Annotated in this window: 23 protein-coding genes and 1 other RNA gene; 16 read left to right on the top strand and 8 right to left on the bottom strand. The window is 44.7% G+C overall.

Going from position 1 to position 23,849, the window contains the following annotated elements; genetic code table 11:
* Positions 1-96 precede the first annotated feature (96 nt).
* Both recN and A6E01_RS10025 read left to right on the top strand, forming a co-directional pair.
* Positions 97-1,758, top strand: coding sequence for a DNA repair protein RecN (gene recN / locus A6E01_RS10020; RefSeq protein WP_065210159.1), 1,662 nt, complete (start codon positions 97-99; stop codon positions 1,756-1,758).
* A gap of 170 nt (positions 1,759-1,928) precedes the next feature.
* Positions 1,929-2,288 carry an outer membrane protein assembly factor BamE gene (locus A6E01_RS10025; RefSeq protein WP_017032689.1) on the top strand — a complete coding sequence of 120 codons (360 nt, stop codon included), beginning with the start codon at positions 1,929-1,931 and terminating at the stop codon, positions 2,286-2,288.
* A gap of 64 nt (positions 2,289-2,352) precedes the next feature.
* On the opposite strand, the gene A6E01_RS10030 is transcribed toward A6E01_RS10025, so the two are convergent.
* Positions 2,353-2,664, bottom strand: a complete 312-nt coding sequence (locus tag A6E01_RS10030) for an RnfH family protein (RefSeq protein WP_065210160.1) — start codon at positions 2,662-2,664, stop codon at positions 2,353-2,355.
* Positions 2,654-3,097, bottom strand: a complete 444-nt coding sequence (locus A6E01_RS10035) for an SRPBCC family protein (protein ID WP_065210161.1) — start codon at positions 3,095-3,097, stop codon at positions 2,654-2,656. Before A6E01_RS10035 ends, A6E01_RS10030 begins: the two co-directional genes overlap by 11 nt.
* Before the next feature lie 102 nt (positions 3,098-3,199).
* Here A6E01_RS10035 and smpB point away from each other — a divergent pair, with 102 nt between their 5' ends.
* Together smpB and ssrA are read left to right on the top strand one after the other, a co-directional pair.
* Positions 3,200-3,685 (top strand): SsrA-binding protein SmpB, encoded by a 486-nt coding sequence (gene smpB, locus A6E01_RS10040; protein WP_017028295.1) that lies wholly within the window; start codon positions 3,200-3,202, stop codon positions 3,683-3,685.
* A gap of 66 nt (positions 3,686-3,751) precedes the next feature.
* Positions 3,752-4,118: a transfer-messenger RNA gene (ssrA, locus tag A6E01_RS10045) on the top strand.
* A 242-nt stretch (positions 4,119-4,360) separates the two neighbouring features.
* Here ssrA and A6E01_RS10050 read toward each other — a convergent pair.
* Positions 4,361-5,266: a LysR family transcriptional regulator gene (locus A6E01_RS10050; protein ID WP_017028296.1), complete on the bottom strand. Its 906-nt coding sequence runs from the start codon at positions 5,264-5,266 to the stop codon at positions 4,361-4,363.
* A gap of 187 nt (positions 5,267-5,453) precedes the next feature.
* On the opposite strand from A6E01_RS10050, the gene A6E01_RS10055 reads away from it, so the two are divergent.
* From A6E01_RS10055 to A6E01_RS10095, 9 genes are all read left to right on the top strand, one after another.
* Positions 5,454-6,266, top strand: coding sequence for a RecX family transcriptional regulator (locus A6E01_RS10055; protein WP_017032708.1), 813 nt, complete (start codon positions 5,454-5,456; stop codon positions 6,264-6,266).
* Positions 6,267-6,513: 247 nt separating this feature from the next.
* The gene (locus A6E01_RS10060) at positions 6,514-6,939 is read left to right on the top strand and encodes a septal ring lytic transglycosylase RlpA family protein (RefSeq protein ID WP_017028298.1); all 426 of its coding nucleotides are present in this window, start codon (positions 6,514-6,516) and stop codon (positions 6,937-6,939) included.
* A gap of 96 nt (positions 6,940-7,035) precedes the next feature.
* Positions 7,036-7,257: a hypothetical protein gene (locus A6E01_RS10065; protein ID WP_017028299.1), complete on the top strand. Its 222-nt coding sequence runs from the start codon at positions 7,036-7,038 to the stop codon at positions 7,255-7,257.
* Between the two features lie 375 nt (positions 7,258-7,632).
* Positions 7,633-8,676 (top strand): polysaccharide lyase family 7 protein, encoded by a 1,044-nt coding sequence (locus A6E01_RS10070; protein ID WP_017032709.1) that lies wholly within the window; start codon positions 7,633-7,635, stop codon positions 8,674-8,676.
* 323 nt (positions 8,677-8,999) lie between these two features.
* The gene (gene kduD / locus A6E01_RS10075; protein WP_017032710.1) at positions 9,000-9,761 is read left to right on the top strand and encodes a 2-dehydro-3-deoxy-D-gluconate 5-dehydrogenase KduD; all 762 of its coding nucleotides are present in this window, start codon (positions 9,000-9,002) and stop codon (positions 9,759-9,761) included.
* Between the two features lie 11 nt (positions 9,762-9,772).
* The gene (locus A6E01_RS10080) at positions 9,773-10,093 is read left to right on the top strand and encodes a cupin domain-containing protein (RefSeq protein WP_065210162.1); all 321 of its coding nucleotides are present in this window, start codon (positions 9,773-9,775) and stop codon (positions 10,091-10,093) included.
* 379 nt (positions 10,094-10,472) lie between these two features.
* Positions 10,473-12,242, top strand: coding sequence for a sodium:solute symporter family protein (locus A6E01_RS10085; RefSeq protein WP_017028303.1), 1,770 nt, complete (start codon positions 10,473-10,475; stop codon positions 12,240-12,242).
* A gap of 47 nt (positions 12,243-12,289) precedes the next feature.
* Positions 12,290-13,723, top strand: coding sequence for a glucuronate isomerase (gene uxaC, locus A6E01_RS10090; protein WP_017028304.1), 1,434 nt, complete (start codon positions 12,290-12,292; stop codon positions 13,721-13,723).
* An 18-nt stretch (positions 13,724-13,741) separates the two neighbouring features.
* Positions 13,742-15,742, top strand: coding sequence for a heparinase II/III domain-containing protein (locus tag A6E01_RS10095; protein WP_065210163.1), 2,001 nt, complete (start codon positions 13,742-13,744; stop codon positions 15,740-15,742).
* 54 nt (positions 15,743-15,796) lie between these two features.
* Here A6E01_RS10095 and A6E01_RS10100 read toward each other — a convergent pair whose 3' ends face one another.
* The 4 genes from A6E01_RS10100 to A6E01_RS10115 all read right to left on the bottom strand — a co-directional run bounded on the left by A6E01_RS10100 (position 15,797) and on the right by A6E01_RS10115 (position 18,966).
* The gene (locus A6E01_RS10100) at positions 15,797-16,654 is read right to left on the bottom strand and encodes an amino acid ABC transporter ATP-binding protein (RefSeq protein WP_017028306.1); all 858 of its coding nucleotides are present in this window, start codon (positions 16,652-16,654) and stop codon (positions 15,797-15,799) included.
* Positions 16,647-17,312 carry an amino acid ABC transporter permease gene (locus A6E01_RS10105; protein WP_065210164.1) on the bottom strand — a complete coding sequence of 222 codons (666 nt, stop codon included), beginning with the start codon at positions 17,310-17,312 and terminating at the stop codon, positions 16,647-16,649. Before A6E01_RS10105 ends, A6E01_RS10100 begins: the two co-directional genes overlap by 8 nt.
* A 23-nt stretch (positions 17,313-17,335) precedes the next feature.
* Positions 17,336-17,977 (bottom strand): amino acid ABC transporter permease, encoded by a 642-nt coding sequence (locus A6E01_RS10110; protein WP_017032713.1) that lies wholly within the window; start codon positions 17,975-17,977, stop codon positions 17,336-17,338.
* A 125-nt stretch (positions 17,978-18,102) separates the two neighbouring features.
* Positions 18,103-18,966, bottom strand: coding sequence for a transporter substrate-binding domain-containing protein (locus A6E01_RS10115; protein ID WP_017028309.1), 864 nt, complete (start codon positions 18,964-18,966; stop codon positions 18,103-18,105).
* A 192-nt stretch (positions 18,967-19,158) separates the two neighbouring features.
* Between A6E01_RS10115 and pdxR the strand changes: the two genes are divergently transcribed.
* Positions 19,159-20,649 (top strand): MocR-like pyridoxine biosynthesis transcription factor PdxR, encoded by a 1,491-nt coding sequence (gene pdxR, locus A6E01_RS10120; protein WP_017028310.1) that lies wholly within the window; start codon positions 19,159-19,161, stop codon positions 20,647-20,649.
* A 77-nt stretch (positions 20,650-20,726) separates the two neighbouring features.
* Here pdxR and A6E01_RS10125 read toward each other — a convergent pair whose 3' ends face one another.
* Positions 20,727-22,040, bottom strand: a complete 1,314-nt coding sequence (locus tag A6E01_RS10125; protein ID WP_065210165.1) for an aspartate aminotransferase family protein — start codon at positions 22,038-22,040, stop codon at positions 20,727-20,729.
* 220 nt (positions 22,041-22,260) lie between these two features.
* Here A6E01_RS10125 and A6E01_RS10130 point away from each other — a divergent pair, with 220 nt between their 5' ends.
* Together A6E01_RS10130 and A6E01_RS10135 are read left to right on the top strand one after the other, a co-directional pair.
* Positions 22,261-22,965: a TSUP family transporter gene (locus A6E01_RS10130; RefSeq protein ID WP_017028312.1), complete on the top strand. Its 705-nt coding sequence runs from the start codon at positions 22,261-22,263 to the stop codon at positions 22,963-22,965.
* Positions 22,966-22,978: 13 nt separating this feature from the next.
* Positions 22,979-23,731: an SDR family NAD(P)-dependent oxidoreductase gene (locus A6E01_RS10135; protein ID WP_017028313.1), complete on the top strand. Its 753-nt coding sequence runs from the start codon at positions 22,979-22,981 to the stop codon at positions 23,729-23,731.
* Positions 23,732-23,849: the final 118 nt, after the last annotated feature.

A 23,849-nucleotide genomic window follows, 5' to 3' on the forward strand; every position in this document is an offset into this window, starting at 1 on the left:
ACAAAAAACAACAAAAATCTATTTGAGCGACTTTACTGTATGTAAAACCAGTATATACTGTTTCCATATACAGTGTTTCATTCTATGGATTTTTGTATGTTAGCTCATCTTAGTGTTAATAATTTCGCCATTGTAAAATCGCTACAAATTGAACTTCAGCCAGGCATGACCACCATTACGGGTGAGACAGGTGCTGGTAAATCTATTGCTATCGACGCCTTAGGTCTGTGCTTGGGAAGCCGCTCTGATTCGGGCATGGTTCGCCAAGGTGAAGACAAGGTAGACCTGTGCGCCAGCTTTATGATTGAGAGCAACCTCAGTGCACAGCGTTGGCTAGAAGACAACGAACTTACCGATGGTGAGGAGTGCATTTTACGTCGAGTTATTGGCAAAGATGGCCGCTCTCGCGCCTTCATTAATGGTAATCCTGTGCCTGTTTCTCAGCTTAAGAGCTTAGGCCAGACACTGGTGAGCATCCATGGGCAACACGCCCACCACCAATTGCTTAAAAAAGAGTATCAACTCACCTTGCTCGATCAGTATGCAGGGCATCAAAGCTTACTGAATAATGTTCAAAAGCATTACCAAGCCTGGCGCCAAGCCGATAACACGCTCAAGCAAACCATTCAAAATGGTCAACAAAATCTTGCCCAAAAGCAGCTACTTGAATACCAAATTAAAGAGCTAGATGAATTAGCCCTTCTAGAAAATGAGTTCAGCGAGCTGGAAGACGAGCACAAAAAACTATCCAATAGCGGTGAGCTTCTGTCATTAACTCAACAAAGCCTTGATGTGATTAACGACAATGACGATGTTAATGCCATTGCCCTACTGCACAATGTGATACATCAAACCCAGCAATTAGGTGAACTAGACAGCTCCCTTTCAGGCATCAGCGAAATGCTCAACGAAGCCTTGATCCAGATGGAAGAAGCGAGCAGTGAACTGCGTAATTATCTTGATTCCATCGATATGGACCCAATGCGTATGCAGATGGTAGAGGAGCGCTACTCTCGCGTAATGTCATTGGCTAAAAAGCACTTAGTTTTGCCTGAAGACCTGTATCAGCACCATCAAGATCTGGCAAAGCAAATTGAAGCCCTTGATTGCTCCGATGAACGCATTCAGCAGCTTAAAGCCGAAGTAGAGCAAGCCCTAGAGAAGTACTTAAAAAGCTCCGAAAAACTGAGCAAGTCGCGCAAACGCTATGCAAAAGAGCTCAATAAACTGATCTCAGAAAGCATGCACCAGCTAAGTATGGAAAAGGCACGCTTTGATATCAGTATTAATAACGACCCTAAATATGCATCGCCACTGGGCACTGATGATGTCGAGTACTTAGTCTCGGCTAACCCTGGACAACCTTTACAGCCATTAGGCAAGGTCGCCTCTGGTGGTGAGTTGTCACGAATCTCGTTGGCGATTCAAGTAATCACTGCACAAAAAGTAGAAACCCCTAGCCTAATCTTCGATGAAGTGGATGTGGGGATCAGCGGTCCAACCGCGGCTGTGGTTGGACAAATGCTGCGTAAACTGGGTGAAAGTACGCAAATCCTGTGTGTGACTCACTTGCCGCAAGTCGCCGGTAGTGGCCATCAGCAAATGTTTGTCGCCAAGAAAGCCAAGGGCGGCACCACAGAAACAAGAATGTTTACCCTAAATACAGAGCAACGTGTAGAGGAACTGGCAAGGCTATTAGGAGGAAGTGAGATCACCTCCTCAACATTGGCCAACGCCAAAGAGTTAATGGCAGCCTAAAGGAACTCAAGCTAAATCCGACTGTCTACAGCCATGAAAACACGGGAAATGTCATATTTTGCACAGTCAATAACAGGCAATCCCCACTCTCATGGCTGTTTCTCTATACAAGCTGGCTCAGCTTGTTTATTATCTGCCGAGTTTTATTTAGAAGTTAAAGACCTGATCATATGCAGCTTACAAAATGGTTAATCGCAGTTCCACTGGCACTAACAATGCTATCTGGCTGTGCTTTCTTAGAAAAATTGGTTTATCGAATTGATATTAGCCAAGGCAATTTTGTCGAACAATCTGCAGTAGATCAGCTTCGTATTGGCATGTCGAAAGAACAGGTACGCTATGTTCTAGGCTCACCTATGCTGGTAGAAAACGGTAAGCCAAACAAATGGTATTACATCTATCATTTCACAAAAGGTCATAACGACCCTGAGCAAAAGAACCTTTTCGTGTTCTTTGGCAGTGACGAGCGCCTAGAACGCATCGAAGGTGACTTCAGCGCAGGCCCAGCTTTCAATCAAGCTATTCAGTAACGGCGTCGCAACACCAAACACAAAAAAAGGGAGCACATGTGCTCCCCTTTTTATTTCTCTCAATTTATTGCTGCGCGGCTTTTTTCGCTGCTTGTTCGGCTCGTTTACGTCGAATCTCTTTTGGATCGGCCAATAGTGGTCGATATATCTCAATGCGGTCGTTGTCTCTAACCGTTGCATCAAGTTTAACGTTACGGCTAAACACGCCGACCTTATTCTGTTTCAAGTCTATCTCAGGAAACAAGGCTAACAGCCCCGACTGCTCTATGATCTGCTCAACAGTCAGTTCTTTATTTACGACCAGTGCCACTACTCGTTGCTCATGCGGCAGTGCATACACCACTTCCACATGAATCATATCGGAATCAATACTCATAACACGGGTACACCTGTTTTGCTCGCTGGGTAAAGGCATTAATCATGTTAGAAGTCAGCTCGTTGAATACCTTACCAAAGGCCATTTCTATCATTCGGCTAGAGAATTCAAATTCAAGCTTCAACTCCACTTTACACGCTCCCTCATCAAGAGGCGTAAAGAACCAACCGCCCTTAAGGTGCTTAAATGGGCCATCAACCAGATTCATTTCAATCGCACGACCAATATGCAATACATTCTTAGTGGTAAAAGTTTTACTGATACCCGCCTTTGAAACATCCACAGAGGCTGTCATCTTTGTATCATCAAAATCATGCACCTGAGAGCCAGAGCATCCAGGTAAAAATTCAGGATATCGCGCGACATCGTTGACCAAATGGAACATTTGTTCAGCGCTAAACGATACCAATGCTGAACGGGTCACCTGCGGCATAACTACTCCTCAACTACTAAATCGCTAATTTTATTGAGCTTTACCCTAAACCGAGTAAAAAGAATTTCCCTATAATAAGGCAATCCGTATAATGGCGCCATTATGGCAAAGAAAAAATCAAAAACCAAAGCGTCTAGTAATACTATCGCGCTGAATAAAAAAGCCCGTCACGAGTACTTTATCGAGGACGAGCTTGAAGCTGGCTTAGAGCTCCAAGGTTGGGAGGTAAAATCTTTACGTCAGGGTAAAGCGAATATCGCTGAAAGCTACGTTTATCTTAAAGATGGCGAGGCTTTCATTAGTGGTATGAGCATTATACCACTTAACCAAGCGTCTACTCATATTGTAGCTAACCCTACTCGTATCCGTAAGCTTCTGCTTTCGCGTCGTGAGCTAGACAACCTTTTCGGTAGCATTAACCGTGATGGCATGACCCTTACAGCATTATCCCTGTACTGGTCGCGTTCATGGGTTAAAATTAAGATAGGTGTCGCTAAGGGTAAGAAATTACACGATAAACGTACCGATCTGAGAGATAAAGACTGGGCGCGCGATAAAGCACGGGTTATGAAGAGTAAACTGCGCTAATATTGAGCATCCAGTAGGCATGGCGCTAGACAGGCTAGTCTTTTCTGGTACTATGCAAGAACACTAGGGGCTGATCTAGGATTCGACGGGAATTCTGAAGTCTGAGGTGCATGTCGTGGGGCGGTTGGCCACGTAAAAAGCCGCAAAAAAATAGTCGCAAACGACGAAAACTACGCACTAGCAGCTTAATAACCTGCTGAGAGCCTCTTTGCCCTAGCTTCCGCTTGTAAGACGGGGAACAACAAAGAGTCAAACCCAAACTAGCTAGATCGGATTCTCCCGCCTGAGAGATGAAGTTCGAAATATAATTCAGGATAGTCATTTACTAGCGTGTCGGTTCGCAGGTACTTGGTGAATTTAAAGATCGACTAAGCATGTAGTACCAATGATGAACGGTTTTCGGACGCGGGTTCAACTCCCGCCAGCTCCACCAATCGATTGGAAAAGGCCACCTTCGGGTGGCCTTTTTTGTATGCGAGTTCTTATAACTCAATAACTTACAATCTTGCTCGTTCCCAACCAAGATCACTACAATCTAGACATACTATTCCCCAAACAGGTCCCGCCGATCCAATTTAACTTGGGAGACTAAAGCTTTCGGGAAGAAGAAACCTACACCATGATTAAAGTAGTAAGAAATCTTAAAGAGTGGCTTTCCCTGAATTCATCAATACACTAATTGTGTTTATCGACCTCACTCACATAATCGGAAATAGCTGAAAGGACAGATTTCTTTATCGTTGATACTTGCTTCGAGTGTGGGCACCAAAGTGCTATTGCAAATTTAAAGCCCTGTTTCACTCCCATTTTTTCCCTTAATGGCTCAATACCTATGGTTGAATCTGACTCACGAACGGCCTTGGGTAACCAAGCCCAGCCAAATCCCTCTTTCACCAGTTTGATTATAAGTGCCATGTTCTCAACTTCTTCATGATTCGCAGACATTAAAACCTTTTCTTTAAGGCCTTCATCAATCAAGCTCTTCAATACAAATTGGCGTTCACTTCGCAACGCGACAACCAGTTCTTCAAAGTCCATGTCCAACTTTTTGTCGCCTTTTGCAACAAACGGAATAAACTCAATATGCCCTAAAAATGTAGAATCGAAGCTGTGTATACCGCGACTCTCATGAATGTTAACTAGAGCAAAGTGAATCTCGCCACTTTCAATACCGCGTTTAACCTCCGACTTAGTTTTAAATACGAAGTTAACCCGCATTGACGGAAAATCTCGCAATAGACGCTCACGGATAATACAAAGCGCCCTTGGTGGAATAATTGGGGAGCTTGCAATAGTGATACTTTCTAGCCCTCCAAAAGACAGACTTAACGCAACCTTGTCCAACACTCGCGCTTGCTCTAACGTTTGCTTGGCATAATGGTAAAGTAAGTGTCCATCCTCTGTCGGTTCGACCTTACGACCAATACGCACAAAAAGTGTTACCGCTAACTGATCTTCTAGGTTCCCAATCACCTGACCAACAGTGGTTCTATGCTTGTTTAGCTTTACTGCTGCCTTGCTAAAAGAAAGCTGATCATAAACAGTCACAAAGGCAAGAAGTTGTTCAATACTAAAATTCATGGCATCACGTTATATTGTTAGTATCTATTAAATCTAACACCGTTCTGAATAATGACAAATTAATTTGAGTAGATATCAAGGTGTTACTGTAAAAATAACCATCCAAATATCAAACTATAAAGACTAGTTAAATCAACCATTATCTAAGTTATGATTACCTCTGCTATTCAAATTTTTCGATACTGTTATGAATTCTGACTCCAACAAACCAAGAAAAGCCACACGCATCGAGAGCGTGATGAATTCTGCTATGTGGCACCTTACTCAGAGGGATATGACCGAGAGTGAACTACTGACTAAGCTCAAGGCGAAAACAGATAACCAAGAATGGATCGATCAGACTTTAGAGAGCCTTCGAGGCTACGGTTATCTCAAGTCTGATTCTGTGTTTGCCGAACAGTTTGCTGAGCGCTCTTTTAGTAGTGAGTATGGTTCAAACTACATTGCCGAGAAGTTGAAGCATAAAGGGATTAGCGAGCACACCATTGTCAGCGCTATCGATACAGTTAAAAAGCGACTTGAAATAGACGAGTTGGCTATTTTGCTAGAGCGACTCAATAACCAATATCAGGAGTTTACGATCAGTCGTGAGAAGCTGGTTAATTCTCTCTTAAAGCGTGGTTTTACATTTCAGCAGGTGCAAACGGCTATCTCTCAGCACCCTGCCGTGAAGACTTTACGCTCAAATTTAGAAATCAAAGCTGAAAAGGCAGACCTTGAAAAAGAAGTGCTCAAGTATGTGAGAAAAGGCAAAGGTCTTACTGTCATTCGACAGGAACTCAAGCAACGTAAAATTGACATTTCCGACCTCGATTCCTTCATCGAGCAAGCGATTAACAGCGGAGAGATAGACTTTTTTACTTCTTGCCTCGAGCAACTACATAAAAAGTCTTACGACCTGAATGACTTCAAAGAGCGAAATAAAGCCTACGCCATGCTTTCCCGAAAAGGCTTCTCTTCTGAGGAAATAAAGTATGCGTTGAGCGACGGAGAAGAGTAATCCACGACGCATAATTGGCTTACTTTCTATAAAGGAAGTGAAAATCATCTTTGATCAAAGACAACCAACACTCACCACTACAGTCCTTTCAGAAACCCAAAACGCTTAAAGCATGTGTGAGATGTTGCTCATTGGAACACCACCCTGTTTATAGTTTCCATCCTTTACATAGCTATGACGTGTAGAAATCATTCATCGCTAAGATCTATTTGAAACACACTCTTCCAATCCTTAATAGATACTATAAATGAAAAAACTACTGATCATTCTTCCTATTCTTTTAGCTCTTATTCTTTCTGGATGCTCATCGGCTTCTAGCGGTACTTCGGCAAAAACAAAACAGTACGCATCAAACCATGACCTGAATGGCCAAGCCTCATGGTACGGCAATGCCTTTCATGGAAAACTCACGGCGAGCGGTGAAACCTACAACATGCGAGCTTACACCGCCGCGCACAAGACCTTACCATTTGGCACTATCGTGCGAGTAACAAATACCGAAAACAACAAGAGTGTCGACGTGAAGATCAACGATAGAGGGCCTTACGTTAAGGGGCGAGTAATTGATTTGTCATTAGTTGCTTTCAACAAAATTGGTGACAGCAGTAAAGGCTTGGCGCCAATCAAGATCGACATTCTCGATGACAGCAATACATTTAGGTATAAGCATTAATTTACTGACTCTTGAGGCTTATTATCACCATTGTGAACCAAGAACAGCATCGCTACGTACACAGTCTCGGTAATAACCAAAATCGTCGAGGCAAATATGAAAAGCGCAGCAATACTTGCTCTACTGTTCTCTGGTTCAGTATTAGCAAACCCTGACATTTGTATGGAAATTGGTAAGGCACAATCCGTTAACGACCATGAAAGAGTGATTGAACTGGCTGCAGGATTGAACCCAGAGGACGTTGAACAGTGCAAAGCTATTGCGGACGACGCACGCGCTGACGCGAATTACGACCTTTACTCTTTGACGGATGATTAGACCTAGCACCGACGTCTTTTCCAATCTGAACAGCACGCAACCTGCGTGCTGTTTTTATTTGGCCAGCATCAGATAAAACATTATTTTTCAAAGCCTTAAATAGAGTCAGTTATTTGAAAACCTCAATACACATCCTCTCCAAACTGAGAACAGTGACTCTTTTTCAAGATATAGCAAAGTACCACCCTCAAATACAACTCGCCTATCCATCCAATTAATTGGTTACTCATCGCAATCATCAGCTCAATTTTTTGAGCTGGATCTAGTGATTATGTTTCAAAATGTGATCAATCATGCACATCGTAGCTTATGTTCTTTTCTTCGTAATTAGCACACCTATTATGTACGACAATAATACATACAAGGAATTACATAATGAAACAAACTCTTGTTCTTGCGGGTTCACTCTTACTTGCTCTACCGGCTGCTGCTGATGTAGCCAACAACGGAGTTTCGTACCCTGTTCCTGCAGACAAATTCGATATGCGTAACTGGAAGATCACTATCCCTTCAGACATCAATGAAGATGGCAAAGTGGATGAGATTGAAGGCGTTGCAATGCTAAGTTACTCTCACGAAGATTTCTTCCACTTAGATAAAGATGGCAATCTTGTATTTGAAGTACAAAACAAAGCTATCACTACTAAGAACTCTAAGAATGCCCGCTCCGAGCTGCGTCAAATGCCTCGCGGTGCAAACTTCGACAACATTCTTACCGACTCTAAGATGAACCAGTGGGCGCTATCAAGCCACCCTGAAGCGGATCAATACAGCGCAGTTGGCGGTACTTTAGAAGCAACACTGAAGGTTAACCACGTTTCTCTTCACGCTAAATTCCCTGAAAAATACCCAGCACACTCAGTTGTGGTTGGTCAGATCCACGCGAAGAAACACAACGCTCTGATTGAAGCTAAAACCGGCTACGGTCACGGCAACGAACCACTGAAAATCTTCTACAAGAAATTCCCAGGTCACGAATACGGTTCAGTTTTCTGGAACTACGAGCGTAACCTAGAGAAAAAAGATCCAAACCGTGCAGATATCGCTTACCCAGTATGGGGTAACACTTGGGAAAACCAAGCGGAGCCGGGTAAAGCGGGCATCGCTTTAGGTGAAGAGTTTAGCTACAAAGTTGAAGTTAAGGGCACCATGATGCACCTGACTTTCGAAACAGCAAGACACGACAAGGTGACTTATGACATCGACCTAAGCAAGGGCATCGATGCGAAAGACCACCCAACTGGCTATGCAGAAGATGACTTCTACTTCAAAGCAGGCGCTTACGGTCAGTGTAGTGTTCAAGAATCTCACCCTGTATGGGGTCCAGGCTGTCAAGGTACTGGCGATTTCGCTATCGATAAAAAGAATGGCGACTACAACAGCGTGACATTCTCAGCGCTAAAACTAAACGGTAAATAGTTCACCTTTTAACTCCTAGATTATTTGTCTCCACGCTTGGCCTTTCACGAACTCTTTGTGAAAGGCCTTTTTTATTCCCTACACTTTCCTACTTTCTAACTTTCTAGCTTCCGCCCTCCTCTCGCTCAACCATCCAAGAACTAGCACCTCAACAGTACGTGCTAAGTCGGATAATTCAACGTAGGTCTCAAAAATCACACTTTCACAATTTATTTTTAAAACGCAATTTCATTTTACTTGATTGATCGATTTATTTTGTTTAATGTAACCACATAAACAACACAATGTTGTACCCAACACGTGATTACACATAGGACTTAATAATGATTCTCAACTCATTCGATCTAAAAAATAAAGTAGCAATTGTGACTGGCTGTGATACTGGTCTTGGACAAGGCATGGCGCTAGGTCTTGCAAGCGCTGGTTGTGACATCGTTGGCGTAAACATCGTAGAGCCAACAGAAACCATTGAAAAAATGAAAGAAACAGGCCGTAAGTTCATCGATATTCGTGCAAATCTGATGAAACTTGACGACATTCCTTCAATCGTTGATCAAGCCGTTACTGAGCTGGGTCGTATCGATATCCTAGTAAACAATGCCGGAATCATTCGTCGTAATGATGCGATTGATTTCACAGAGCAAGACTGGGATGACGTAATGGACATCAACGTTAAGTCTGTGTTCTTCATGTCTCAAGCCGTTGCTAAGCAGTTCATCTCTCAAGGTGAAGGCGGCAAGATCATCAATATCGCTTCTATGCTTTCTTTCCAAGGCGGTATCCGTGTGCCTTCTTACACTGCGTCAAAGAGTGGTGTAATGGGTGTGACTCGCCTTATGGCAAACGAGTGGGCAAGCCACAATATCAATGTGAATGCCATTGCACCGGGCTACATGGCGACTAACAACACGGCAGCTCTGCGTGCTGACGAAGCGCGTAACGCTGAAATTGTTGGCCGTATCCCTGCAGCTCGCTGGGGTACACCTGAAGATCTTGCTGGTCCATGTGTGTTCCTCGCTTCAAATGCATCTGATTACATCAATGGCTACACCATCGCAGTTGATGGTGGCTGGCTGTCTCGCTAATAGGACCAGTAATGTTTATTTATAACCAAAGCATAGAGTTAGAAGATCTTGGTGAAGGTGTAAAGCGCAAAATCTTAGCTCATTCAGAAAACATGATGACTGTTGAAGTGCATTTCGATGACGGAGCTATTGGTGCTTTACATCGCCACCCACATGAGCAAATCACTTACGTTCTATCCGGTGAGTTTGAGTTCACTATTGGTGGCGAAAGCAAAATTGTGAAAGCCGGCGACACTATGTACAAAAAACCTGACATTGTTCATGGCTGTACATGCCTAAAAGCAGGTGTGTTGCTGGATAACTTCACTCCTATGCGAAAAGACTTTTTGTAAAAAAGCAGTGTGTTGATTTAGGCTTTAAAGGCTCTATACACGGATTAACTACCAGCAACACACTTATACCAAAAGCCACCAAGGATGGGACTTTCATTCTGGTGGCTTTTTTGTATCCATATATCAGCTAAACACTGTACCTGCATGCTAGTGATAAACCATACGCCAAGATCACGAAGGCCAAGGGTGATTTTGGCAACATTAAGAAACAGCTCATCGTTTCAACTAGAAACACTTAATTCAAACAAAAATAAAACAACGTTTCATTGATCACATTTCTGACATGAATGATTCGAAGATTCATCATACAATATTCATAATGAACCAGTGGTTTAAAAAATAACGACTAGCATTTTATTACTATATTAGGGTGGGAACAATGAACATAGACATACTCGTCGTCGGGGTCTACTTCATCTTTATGATTGCCGTAGGCATCATCTTCAAGCGCTTTGCTGGCAACAGCACCAGTGATTACTTTAGGGGTGGCGGTAAAATGTTGTGGTGGATGGTAGGCTCAACAGCCTTCATGACCCAATTCAGTGCTTGGACATTTACAGGTGCAGCAGGTAAAGCCTTCACCGATGGCTTTCCTATCATGGTTATCTTCTGGGCAAATGCCTTTGGCTTTTTGCTGTCATGGATGTTCTTCTCATACCGCTTCCGTCAAATGCGCACAGTAACGCCGATTGAAGGCGTACGTCGTCGTTTTGGTGCTTCTAATGAACAAGTATTCACTTGGGCAACCATGCCAACCAGCATCGTTTATACCGGTATCTGGCTTAACGGTTTGGCGCTATTTGTAAGTGCGGTATTTAAGATTGATATCGAAACTACCATTATCGCAACCGGCTTAATTGTTCTGTTCATTTCAGTACTCGGCGGGGCATGGGGCGTTGTAGCTTCAGACTTTGTGCAGATGGTTGTGATCATGGCTGTAACCGTAGTTTGTGCTGTCGCTGCTCTTATCGAGATTGGCGGGCCTACTAACCTAATTGAGCAGTTCCCAAGTGACACTATCATGGGTCCAGACATGAACTACCCATTGTTGTTTGTTGCGTGGTTTATCTTCATGTTTGTGAAGCAGCTGCAAAACATCAACAACATGCAGGACTCTTACCGCTTCCTTACCGCAAAAGACTCAATTAACGCTCGAAAAGCAGCGCTACTTGCCTTTGCTCTGATGTTGATTGGTCCTGCAATCTGGTTCATGCCTCCTTGGGTAACTGCTGTTATCTACCCTGATGCAGCTATGGTTCACGCTGATGCTTTAGGCAACAAAGCAGCGGACGCGGTATACCTAGTATTCGTAGAGCGTGTGATGCCTGTCGGTATGGTTGGTCTTCTGATGTCTGCGGTATTTGCTGCGACCATGTCTTCTATGGATTCTGGCTTAAACCGTAATGCGGGTGTATTCGTTCGAAACTTCTACAGCCCAATCATCAATAAAGACGCATCAGAGAAGAAACTAATGCGTGTGAGCCAGCTGGTTACAGTGCTATTTGGCGCTCTTATCATCATGGTTGCTTTATTCATCAACTCCCTACGCGAGCTGAGCTTGTTCGACGCAATGATGTACGTAAGTACTCTATTGCAAATGCCAATTTTGGTTCCTCTGTTCTTTGGCATGATCATTAAGAAAACGCCAGATTGGGCCGCATGGGCAACACTTGTTGTGGGTATGTTTGTTTCTTATCTAGTGAGCTTTGTCATTACGCCAGATGTGATTGCCAACATGCTTGGTCTAGAAAATGGATTCACTGCTCGTGAAACATCAGATCTTATCGTTATGAACGGCATCATTGGACACCTGTTTATTACTGGTGGTTTCTTCTGCCTAACCACTAAGTTCTATAAAGAGCCTGTAGGCCAACGTGAGAAAGAGCTAGATCACTTCTGGAAAGATGTTGCAACACCGGTTGTTGAATCTGCTGGTCAAGATGAAATGGATCGTCAACAACGCAATTTGCTGGGCAAACTGATTTTGGTGTTTGGTGCTCTTGTGACGGCAATGATCTTAATACCAAACCCGTTCTGGGGAAGAATGGCATTCCTATTCTGTGGTGCTGTAGTTGTCACCGTCGGTGTTGCCTTATTACGCAGTGCTAAGGTGAAGAAAGCGGAACCTCAAATACAAACTCAAAGCTAACTGTTAACTCAAACCAAGGAGATCGTCATTTGGCGCTCTCCTCTTTTATGCGTATAAGGCCAGACATGTACCAAGAATACATCCATGACAATGTGCTGTTAACCTCATCTCTTGCTCAGCATCTGTATCGCAACTATGCCACACCTATGCCGATTATTGATTATCACAATCATCTTGATGCAAAAGATATCTGGTTCAATACCAAGCATAAAAACCTAACTGAGGCATGGCTGCACAGTGATCATTATGTATGGCGAGCAATGAGAAGCAACGGTATCGCTGAGCGCTACATTACGGGCGACGCCACTGATAGTGAAAAATTCGACAAGTGGTGTGAGGCTATGCCCTACCTCTTGGGTAACCCTTTGTACCAATGGTCGCATCTAGAGCTAAAACGTTTTTTTGACTGTGATTTGCTGCTTAACCCAAGCAATTCAAAAGCCATTTGGAATCATTGCAATAGCGCACTAAGAGCCTCAAACATGAGCACTCGTTCGGTATTGGAGAGGCTCAATGTTGATACGCTTTGTACCACCGATTCTCCTCTGTCAGATCTTGAATACCATCAAAAGCTTAAGCATTCAGACTTTGCAGTTAAGGTTTTACCGACCTTCAGAGCCGATGAACTCATTGCATTTAGCAACACTCAAGGTTTTTTGAGCACCCTGTCTCAACTAAGCCAGATCACCAGTATCAATATTGGCTCACTCGGTAACTACGTTGAGGCCATTGCCAGTCGCATTGAATTCTTTCATGAAATGGGGTGCAGACTTTCTGATATCGGCCTGCCAACGGTTTGTTATGCCAAAGGAAGCACAGGGCAATGCGAAAGTATTTTCCTCAAACTACTGACTGAACAACAACTGTCAGCGCAAGAAAAAGCCCAATTAACCACTTACGTATTAAACCAACTTGGCAAGCTCTATCACAAATATCATTGGAGCCAACAGTTGCATATTGGAGTCCTTGCCAATGTGAATGAAAGACGCAAACAAGAGCTTGGTGCAGGTACTGGCTTTACCGTGATTGACCATGATTTAGATATAGAGGCGCTAGCAAAGCACCTTAGCGATCTTGATAGAGAACACAAACTGCCAAAGACGGTGCTCTACAACCTCAATGCCAATCACAACCAACTGCTTAGCTGTTTAGCGGGTGCATTTCAGAGTGATGATGCTCCGGGCAAAATTCAATTTGGCGCAGCATGGTGGTTTAACGACCACAAAGACGGCATGGAGGCGCAGCTCACTAGCCTAAAAAACCTAGGTGCTCTAGGTCGGTTTGTGGGCATGTTAACGGACTCCCGCAATCTATTTTCATTTAGCAGACACGAATATTTTAGGCGTGTGCTGTGCAACTTACTTGCAAGCTGGGTTGAGAGCGGAGAGATCCCTTACGACCTAGATCTACTTAGGCAGACCGTAGAAAACATCTGCTACCACAATGCAAATAATTATTTTAAATTCAACGATATAGCATAGCTATTAAGGTATTTTGTCATGCTACAGTTTTCTGAATCAGAGATACAGGCAATCATCGAGCGCGCGAGTGTCTCTATGATTGAAACGCTCAAAAACAACAATGATGTGGTGCTCAATCACGACACTTTAGTACCAGAGACAGGTATCGCGACATGGAATCTCTACTATTTCTGTCCTGAGCACGGTGTTCGTCTCACTTGGGATCGCTACAAGCCTAAATCTCATTGTTGTCCTGTTGATGGAAAAGAATTCACTGGCCAGCCGTATGACGGAGCTTGGTGGCGCTGGCTCAATGGCTTAAATGCAAAGGCCTGTTACGACCTTGGCCTACTATGGCAGTTGACTGGCGATAATCTATACCTAGATAAAGTGACGGGGATTCTTTTAGAGTACGCGAAATACTACCCAGATTATGAAGAACATGGCGGCATCCCTTACAACGGCCCTGGCAAAGCCAACGCACAAACCCTGTGTGAGGCTAACTGCCATCTAGATTTTGCACGCGGATATGACTTCGTCAAAGACCAACTCTCTGCAGAACAGCAGCAGTATGTCGAAGATAGATTACTGCGTGAGGGCGCTGAATTCTTAATGAAGCATCGCACGGCGCAACTGCATAATCATGAGATGAAGATCAACGCTACGGTTGGCGTTATCGGCCTTATCTTGGATGAGCAAAGCTACATCGACTTTGCTCTCAATACTGAATATGGCATTCACTACCAATTGGATCATGGCTGCACAAATGAAGGCATGTGGTTTGAAGGCTCAATTCACTACCATTACTACGCACTGCAGGCGCTACTCAATTTTGAGAAAATAGCCTGCAATACGCCTTATTCGGTCAGCAGTAATGCTAACTTCTTAAAAATACTGAAGTTCCCGTTAAGCCTAGTCCTGAATAATGGTGAGTTCCCTCGCCTCAATGACAGCATTGATGGACAGCAAAAACTGACCCATGCTCACTTGTTTGAGTTTGCGCAAAGACAGTACCCTTGTGAGTTGTTTGCGAGAACGCTAGCGAGCATCTACCAAAACATCAGTCGCGATAACATAGAGGCATTACTTTACGGTGTGGATGAACTGCCACTCGCAAAACCTTTGGTTTGCCAGTCTATTCATGCCGAAGAGGCTGGGATTACCCTAGAATTTGATGCCAAGAATGACAATGCATTGCTATATAAACACGCGCCTTATGGCGGTGAGCATGATCACTATGATCGTCTTGGTATCATTGTGACTCGTCAAGGCAAAGAGATCCTGCCTGATCTTGGCACTACTGGCTACGGCGCTGAGCTTCACTACGGCTATTACAAGAATACAGCTACCCACAACACGCTTGCGGTAAACCAGAAAAACCAGTCCCCAATCAACCCTGTGTTGAATCACTATCTACAAGGCGATACGGCTACGGTAATCGATGCTGAGGTGGATTGGTCACAAGAAGAAGCTAGCGTTGATAGTCATACTATCGTGCAGTGGGATTCTTCAAGCTATCAAAATGTGAAGTACCGTAGAGTATTGATTTGGCTGGATAACCTGTTAGTCGAATTACACAAGATTGATAACCCGAATCAGCAGCAGCTGGATCTTACCTATCATGTACGTGGCACTCATAAGCACGCTCAGACAATGTCAACGATTGAGAATCCGTTGCAGGGTCCGCTAGCGCGCATGACAGAGGCTCGTTTATCAGCGCAAGCTCAATCTCATGCACTGACTTATGGAATAGAGGATCAAGCCGATTACACTCAGCACATTTGGAGTAATGAGGCATGCCAAGTTCTTACTGGGTATGCACCTGACAACCCAGCTGTGAGTGATCTAGCTTATTCTCTTGTTCGAAGCACTGCAGCGACATTTAACGCTGTGGTATTGCACGATTTGTCTGATGAACAAGCGGTATCTGTTGAACTTATTGAGTGGAAACAAGACAGTGTCAGCTGCACTTTTGTTAAAGATGGTAAGCAACAAACGCTGAGTTATGACCTAGCATCACATGCTTTAGACCACCTATAGTAAAAGTACTACAGTAGGCCAAAAGGCTAGCAGATGAACTGCTAGCCTTTCAACTTAATCCAGTTTCAAGAACTGCCTAACCCTTGGAGAGTCTGGGTTAGTAAAGAATTTTTCGGGTGGATTCTTTTCTATCAAGATGCCCTTTTCAAGAAACACCACTTGGCTTGATACATTTCTGGCAAACTCCATTTCGTGGGTCACCACCACCATGGTATAGCCCTCCTTAGACAGCTTTTGCATCACCAACAGAACCTCATCCACCAGCTCAGGGTCAAGGGCAGACGTTGGTTCATCAAACAATAACACCTCAGGCTCCATCGCAAGAGCACGGGCAATAGCAACGCGCTGTTTCTGACCACCGGAGAGCATACTTGGGTAGCTGTCGAGCTTGTGTGACATCCCTACTTTTTCTAGCTGCACTTTGGCAATATCTTCAGCCTCTGCTTTCGACATTTTCTTAACGTGCAATAAGGCTTCCATCACGTTCTTCAGCACAGTGAGATGAGGCCAAAGGTTAAACCCTTGAAAGACCATACCAATTCGCTCTCGCATCTTTGCTAAATCACGATACTTAAGAGGCTTATCGGTTTGTGGGTTAATGCCGATGCGTTCATCCCCAAGATGAATGGTGCCGCGCTCAGGTTGCTCAAGCCAGTTCATACAGCGAAGCAGTGTTGATTTACCCGAACCTGAAGAACCTAGGATACTCACCACCTCCCCTTTTTTGATGGTCAGATTGATATCTCTCAATACCTCAATGCCATCAAATTGCTTGGATAGATTCACTACCTTCACAATATCTTCCGCATCACTGGCAATTACTGACTCACAGTGCTTAATAGGCAGTTCAACAATGGGCGCAACCTCTTTATATGATTCAACGGTCTTGGTTTCTAATGTTTGATTAAGCATGGCTTAGCCCTCTTTCTTGAACTTTGTTGAGCGTAATTTTAGTGATCTGCTCTATGACGATACTGATCAGCCAGTACAGTGCGATAGCGACAATAAACGCATTGAGCGGAATGAAATAAGTCGATTGGATACTGTTAGCCGCAGCGGTGATCTCTCCTACCGTGATAATGCACAAGAACGCGGTATCTTTGAGGCAGATGATCAACTGGTTGGCAATCAAAGGCACCGACTTAAACAGCACATTGGGCACAACAACGCGAGTAAAGATCTTAAATTTTGAAAAGCCACAGGCTTGAGCTGCCTCTATAAAACCAGGATCTAGCCCCTTTCTGATACCACGGAAGATTTCACAAAAATAGGTGCCGTGATAGAGGCTCAATGAAACCAACCCTGCGGTAAAGGCATCCATGCGGATACCCACTTGCGGCAGTCCGTAATACAACAAGTACGCCAAGATCAAAAAAGGCAGGGTGCGCATAATGTTGATGGTCAAAACGACACTGCCTTTTAGCCATTTAGTGCCATTTTCCAAGGTATACAAGAGTGCAATACCCAGTAGAAAGCTCACTACAGAGGCAATAATAAACAATAGAAAAGTATTGCCAAATCCCGAGACAAATACGTCTTTTTGCTGCCAGATGATTTCCCATTCAGACATAATTACTCCTTAATGTGATGGTATTAGCTCGCTAGGTAGTCGGCTTTACGTTCTGCGATTTCTTGCAACTTGATCAGTACGCCTATGATGAGCATGTAAAGGACACCGGCGCACAAGATTGGCACTAACGGCTCATAGGTCACAGCTGCAATGCGATTGGTGACGCGAGTAAGGTCAACCACGCCAATCACCGCAATAGCAGGGCTGCCCTTAATCAAAAATGACATCTCATTCACAAGAGCAGGAAGACTCATGATCACCATCTGCGGAAACATGATGCGTCTAAAGTAAGTAAGTCGCTGCATGCCGAGTGCTTCGGCGGCCTCTTTTTGCCCATTGGAAAAATTAATAAAGGCGTTTCTCCAAATCTCGGCGTTAAATGCTGAGGTATTCAGGGTTAAGCACAAGATGGCAGAGAAGTGTTTGTCGAGATTGATGCCGAAAGAGGGAAATGAGAGAAAGATAAACAAGGCTAAGGTCACTAAAGGAGTGGCTCGCGCCCAACTCACATAGACCCCTAACACTTGGTCAATGACGGGAAGCTTAGCCATTCGAACAAGGGCAATCACCAGCCCAATGACAACCCCGAGGGCAATCGACACCATCGATATCCATGCGGTTGTCCAAGCCCCTTGGAGCAATTGCATCCACGCGTAGTAATCCATATACACCTACTTGTCTGCTTGAATAATTGAAACGGTTTTGGAAAGTAGGACCAAGGCAACGGCAGTGTGTGCTCTATTTTGGCCTTGGTCGCTACTGATTTGTGACGTTTTTTCTGCTTTCTTTTTTATTGGACGGCGGTCAATTTGTGGTATTGCTCGACAGATACAATGGCTTCCATTGGTAGGTCTTCAAATGACTCTCCAAACCACTTCTCTTGAAGCTCCGCCAATCGTCCCGTCTCTTTAAGGTGAACAAAGAACTCGGTTAGGTAAGCAAGAAGCTCAGGGTTGTCCTTAGGTACAGGCCAGCTAACAAAGCCAGGTCCTGATACGGCTTCACCCTTTTTAAACATCTTAGACTTAGCTTTTACTACCTCATTAACGGATACAACGCTGTTGATGACATAATCCACTCGACCATTTGCAAGGTCGGCGTAAGCTTCTGGGTAAGATTGATATTCAACGACTTTACCTAGGTCTTTACCTTGGGCTTCAAGCATTTCTTTCAGCTCTGGAAGTCTTTCTAAAAGCGCACTACCCGCTTGCAAACCGACGGTTTTACCATCGAGATCGCTAATGGTATTGGTACTGTCATCTTTTGCTCTGGCAACAAAGTAGTGCTGCGCTGAGGCAATAGGTGGCGTAAAATCAAAGACCTTGAGGCGAGCGTCCGTCACAATTGCCCCTGTTAATGCCAAATCATATTGCCCTGCAGAAACAGAAGCCAACAGACCTGTCCAAGGCAGAATGTCTTGTTTCACCTCAAATTCGGAATAGGTTCGAAGTTCATCCAGTAAGTCCTTATTAATGCCCGTCGCCTTGCCTTGAGCAATGAAGTTGAATGGAGAGTAGTTATCCTCTGTTGCCACCTTCAAACCATTACTGGCAAACGATGGCATCTCATCTGCGAGTGCCAAACTAGACATACCTAAGGTCATTGTTGCTGCCGCGACTGCTACCCATTTTTTCAGTTTCATACCCTGTCTCATAATTCATTCCTTGCTGTATTTGTGGACACCTTCACTTTAGAGACAGGACAAGGTTGTGAGTTAGAGCCAATTTTATAGGCCGATTGGGACAGTCTTGGAAAACAGCAAGATAATACTAAATGGGTAGACTGGCTTACTTCTTGCACCACTTAATGAAATGCAGTGAATAATAATCATAAAGAGGTTGGCTCAATGGCAATCAATTACAGCTGTTTCATTGAATTCGATTCGAAGAGAAGCTTACAAGAACAAGTACGTGAGTACTTAGTAAAGGCGATACTCGAAGGGGTGTTCTCTGCGGATGAGGCTTTGCCTTCTTGCCGTAAGCTCTCTACTCAGCTAAAGGTTTCGCGTAATACGGTATCGCTGGTTTATGAAGGGCTGTCTGATGATGGCTACCTGATCAGCAAGCCAAGAAGTGGTTACTATCTGTCTGAAAAATATCGATTAAGACTGCAAGAGGTTGAGGATGAGCTGGATCATTTTGAGGCAGACAATCCCGCCAGCGCACCAAACTGGGCTAGCCGGTTAAAAATCTCTACTGATCGCTTTCCTCGCATCGTTAAACCGTCACATTGGAGCTGCTATCAATATCCATTTATTTATGGCCAACCTAGTATCAATGATTTCCCACTGGCTCAATGGCGTGAATCGGCGCGCAAGGTCATTGCTGATCCACATGATCACGGCTGGCTTTGCGATAAAGTCGATAAAGACGTTGAACTGCTCGTAGAACAGATACGCACACGCGTGCTTCCGCAACGGGGCATACACGCCAAGAGCGATGAAATATTGATAACCATTGGCTCTCAAAACGCCTTGTATCTAGTGTCTCAGTTGCTCATGGATAAGGGGACTCGTGTGGGGGTTGAAAACCCGGGCTACAAAGAGGCAAACAATATCTTTGGTTTGGCTGGCGCACAGCTACACCCGCATGCTGTGGATGAAGATGGCTTGAAGTTAAACGAGCTCTCTTCCATGTGTGATTACTTCTATGTCACCCCAAGTCATCAAGCCCCAACAGGGGTCACCATGAGCAAAACAAGGCGTGATGAACTGCTGCAACAAGCACGAGCCAATGACGCCATCATTATCGAAGATGATTATGACTCTGACAGTAACTCTGAGTGGGCGCCTCTGCCTGCGCTTAAGGCATTAGATAAAGACAATCGGGTTATCTATGTCAGTAGCTTCTCTAAGATACTGGCTCCTGGATTACGCCTAGGTTATATCGTTGCACCGGAAGAGTTAATCTACGAGCTTCGCACATTGCGCCGCCTCATGTATCGACACCCGCCAAGCCGCGTGCAAATGGAAATGGCCCACTTTATCTCACAAGGGTACTACGACAGCTTCCTTCGCCGATTTAAAGACAATACTCGTCAGCGCTGGCAAACCATCAATGATGCCGTTGAGCACTATCTTCCTGATTGTGCGCGACTAGCAAAAGACAACTACAGCAATGCTTTGTGGCTCGAAACTCCCGACAAAATGAGCAGTCAGCGACTGGCCTCTCGCGCCTCATCTCGCGGTGTGCTTATAGAGACCGGCTACTCACACTTTATGGATAAACAGCAATCTCACCCCGAAACCAACACCTACTTTAGGCTTGGTTTTCATGCCATAGATAAGGCGCTCATTACTCCCGGAATCGAACAACTCGCAAGAGTGATACAAGGTTAACCTCGACCAAGTATCCCGTTTTATTCAATGCGCCAACGCCAAGACAATTGTCTTGGCGTTTTTTTATGCTCTGTAAGCTAATCAAACTCAGCCAGTACTTGACTGATGATCGCCACACCTTGTGCAATCTCATTAGGTTTGATGATCAAAGGTGGCGTCACATGAATACGATTATTCACAATAAAGGTCAGCAGCCCTTTCTCAGTTAACTTAGACTTCAGTAACGCTATTTTGCTGTTACTCAAAGGCTCACGTGTTGCTCTGTCTTCAACCAACTCCAACGCCCAAAACATGCCTTTGCCACGAATATCTCCTACGGTCTCATGCTTTTCCATAAGTTCCAGTAACGCAGGGCCAAGAACGTTGTTTCCCACTTCATCGGCGTATCGAACAATGCCTTCCTCTTCCATTGCATCTAGAGTGGCGACAATGGCTGACATCGCGAGTGGATGACCTGAGTAGGTTAGGCCTCCCATAAAGAAATTACTCTTGAAGTACTCTGAGATAGCCTCGCTGACCACAACGCCACCAGCAGGTACATACCCTGAGTTCACGCCCTTAGCAAAGGTAATGAGATCAGGCACGACATTGAAATGCTCAAACGCAAACCAGCGACCGGTGCGTCCAAAACCCACCATCACCTCATCAAAGATAAGCTGTATACCATGCTCTGTAGCCAGCTCACGAACGCCTTGCAGGTAGCCCTCTGGTGGCAACAAGAAGCCCGCGGTTCCTGGAATAGTTTCAAGAAGAATCGCAGCAATGGCCTCTGGTCCTTCACATTCAATAACACGTTTAAGGTGCTGCAGCGCACGCTCGCACTCTTGCTCCTCGGTTTGCGCATTAAACTCGGTGCGATACAGATAAGGATTAAAAAAGTGCACATGCCCACGGCTATATTCATTAGGTACGCGACGAAAATCCCCCGTAGCAGCAATTGCCGAGCCCGTATTGCCATGGTAAGAACGGTAAGCAGAGAGCACCTTATCTCGACCCGTAAACTGTCTCGCCATTCGGATCGCATTTTCGTTAGCATCCGCGCCCGCATTGGTAAAAAACACCTTTTTAAAGCTGTCAGGTGCTCGGTCTAAGATGCGCTTTGCAGCTTCGCCTCGAGTAAGGTTCGCCGTGGCAGGTGCGATAGTCACTAACGACTCAGCCTGTGTCTTGATGGCATCGATCACCTTAGGGTGCTGATAGCCAATATTAGCATTCACCAATTGGCTACTGAAATCGAGATACTGCTTCCCATCAAAATCCCACAAGTTACATCCCTGAGCTCCCGCGATAGCAATTGGCGGAGCCGCTTCCTGCACTGACCAAGAGTGAAAGACATGCTTATCTAGCTCTAGGACGTACTGATTTGATACCTCTGTTCCAAATCCATTCATTTTTATTCTCCTGTGCGATATCTAGGCTGTGTAGATGTACTGTTGTGTGTAGATATCTTGGCGACAAACGCTGATAAGGACGTAGGGTCAGTTTAAAAAAAGCCTTGGGTCAGACAGTGCCCTTTCCCCCTGCCTCACACAATCTTAAAAACTGGCTCTATAGCTTAATCCAATGGCTGATTACATTGATGTCATTGACGATTAAGTGATGGGGTTGAAGATGGGGCTAGCGGCAGTATTTGTGTTCTTTGCCGGAATGGTAAGAGGCTACAGTGGCTTTGGTTTTGCCATTATTGCAGCCTTGTGTCTCAGCTTTATCTACTCTCCTTTTGAGTCGATTGCTATTGCATTGACTTTGGATCTACTGAGTAGCCTTTGCTTACTTAGAGGGATCAAGCGAGAGCTCAACAAGCGACTACTGACTCTGCTCACACTAGGTATGCTAGGGGCAATCCCTGTTTCTCTAATGTTCATCTCTCAGGTTTCAGCTCATCAGCTCAAGATGATGATTGCAGGTACCTCTCTTGTTGCTGGCACTTTGATTATGCTGAATCTAAAAATACGTTGGCTGAATCAGCGCTATGCATTACTCGCGGGCGCCGTATCAGGGTTTAGTATGACGACCGCCTCTGCGGGAGGGCCACCACTGGTTTTGTACCTATTGAATCTGTCCCTTAGTGCTAGTGAAGTAAGAGCCACAGCCATCGTATTTTTTATTTTCAGCTCATTAGCATCGTTAATGGGATTACTGTATGTGGATGCCATTTCGACGCAGTCTATCCAATTTAGCTTATTGCTCTTTCCCGCCGCAGTCATTGGCAACATGGTGGGCAAAAAGCTATTTAGTAAGTACCCAGATCCGTCACCAAGAAAAACAATAGCGCCCATTCTAGTAATGTTGGCACTACTCATAATCCTATTTTAAGAAGGAACTTAGCATGAAGAAAATCGCATTTATCACTGGCGCTACCTCAGGTTTTGGCAAGGCCGCTGCACACCGATTTGCAAAAGAGGGATGGTCATTAGTGTTGTCTGGCCGTCGTATTGAACGATTACTAGACCTGAAAGAAGAGTTGTCTGTACCTGTTCATGTCATGCAGTTGGACGTTCGTGATGCTGACGCCGTTAAACAGGCTGTAGACGCTCTGCCAGATGAGTTCTCATCAGTTACTGCATTGGTCAACAATGCTGGCTTAGCCCTTGCACCACAAGGCGCCCCTGAAGTAGAGCTATCCGATTGGCATACCATGATAGATACCAATGTGACCGGCTTAGTCAATGTTACCCATGCTCTTTTACCTACCCTAATCAAAACTGGTGCCGGCGCGACTATCATCAATGTAGGTTCCATTGCCGGTCAATGGCCTTACCCTGGGAGCCACGTTTATGGCGCGAGTAAAGCCTTCGTTAAGCAGTTCAGCTATAACCTCAGATGTGACTTACAAGGCACAGGAGTGCGCGTTACGGACCTTTCCCCAGGTATCGCAGAAACCGAATTTACCCTAGTACGTACTAAGGGCGACCAAAGCGCTTCAGACAATTTATATCAAGGCACCACACCACTTAGCGCAGAAGATATTGCCGAGCAGATGTTCTACATTGCATCACTGCCAGACCATATCAATATCAACCGCGTAGAAGTAATGCCAACCCGCCAGGCATGGTCACCGTTTGCCATTGAACGTGACTAACCTCGTTACTATCAATGACCATTGCATGCACAGCTTTGGTGTTCGTATTATTAACAACCGTCGTCCCCGAGGGCTTTTATCGGGGACCTTTTATATGACGAGTACCCTAAAGTCCAAG

The organism is Vibrio breoganii, assembly GCF_001677275.1.
GTDB lineage: Bacteria > Pseudomonadota > Gammaproteobacteria > Enterobacterales > Vibrionaceae > Vibrio > Vibrio breoganii.